Origin of the sequence: Faecalibacterium sp. DFI.5.82 (assembly GCF_029076575.1) — a bacterium.
In the GTDB taxonomy this organism is placed as follows: domain Bacteria; phylum Bacillota; class Clostridia; order Oscillospirales; family Ruminococcaceae; genus Faecalibacterium; species Faecalibacterium duncaniae.
The window spans coordinates 1-381 of the sequence record NZ_JARFIS010000139.1; the positions used below are offsets into that span (position 1 = coordinate 1).

Here is a 381-nt window from a genome sequence, read left to right on the forward strand (position 1 = left end):
TGGGCGGGGCGCTCATCTGCGGCTATACCGGTGTGGGCCCCGATGCCATCGTGAACCGCAGCGCTGTCAAGAGCAGCGTGCGCGGCTCAGAGGTGGCAATGGATGTGCTGACAGCGGCCCAGCCGAAAAAGCTCTATATCCTGCTGGGCACTAACACTCTGACCACGCTGGGGGCGGCAGACCGCTTTCTGGCCTACTATGGCCAGATGCTGGATCAGCTCAGGCAAGCCCTGCCCGGCTGCGTCATATATGTCCAGTCCATCCCGCCGGTGCGGCCCCAGGCCGCTGCGGAAAAGCCCGGTCTTGCGTCTGATGTCCTGCGCTCGGTGAACGAGCAGCTGGCAATGCTGGCTGCAGACAAGGGCTGTGTCTACCTTGACC

Annotated in this window: 1 protein-coding gene; it reads left to right on the top strand. The window is 63.5% G+C overall.

What is annotated here, in order from left to right:
• Nucleotides 1-381, top strand: a 381-nt coding sequence (locus P0G09_RS15960) for a GDSL-type esterase/lipase family protein (RefSeq protein ID WP_275253145.1), incomplete at both ends; no start/stop codon positions are given.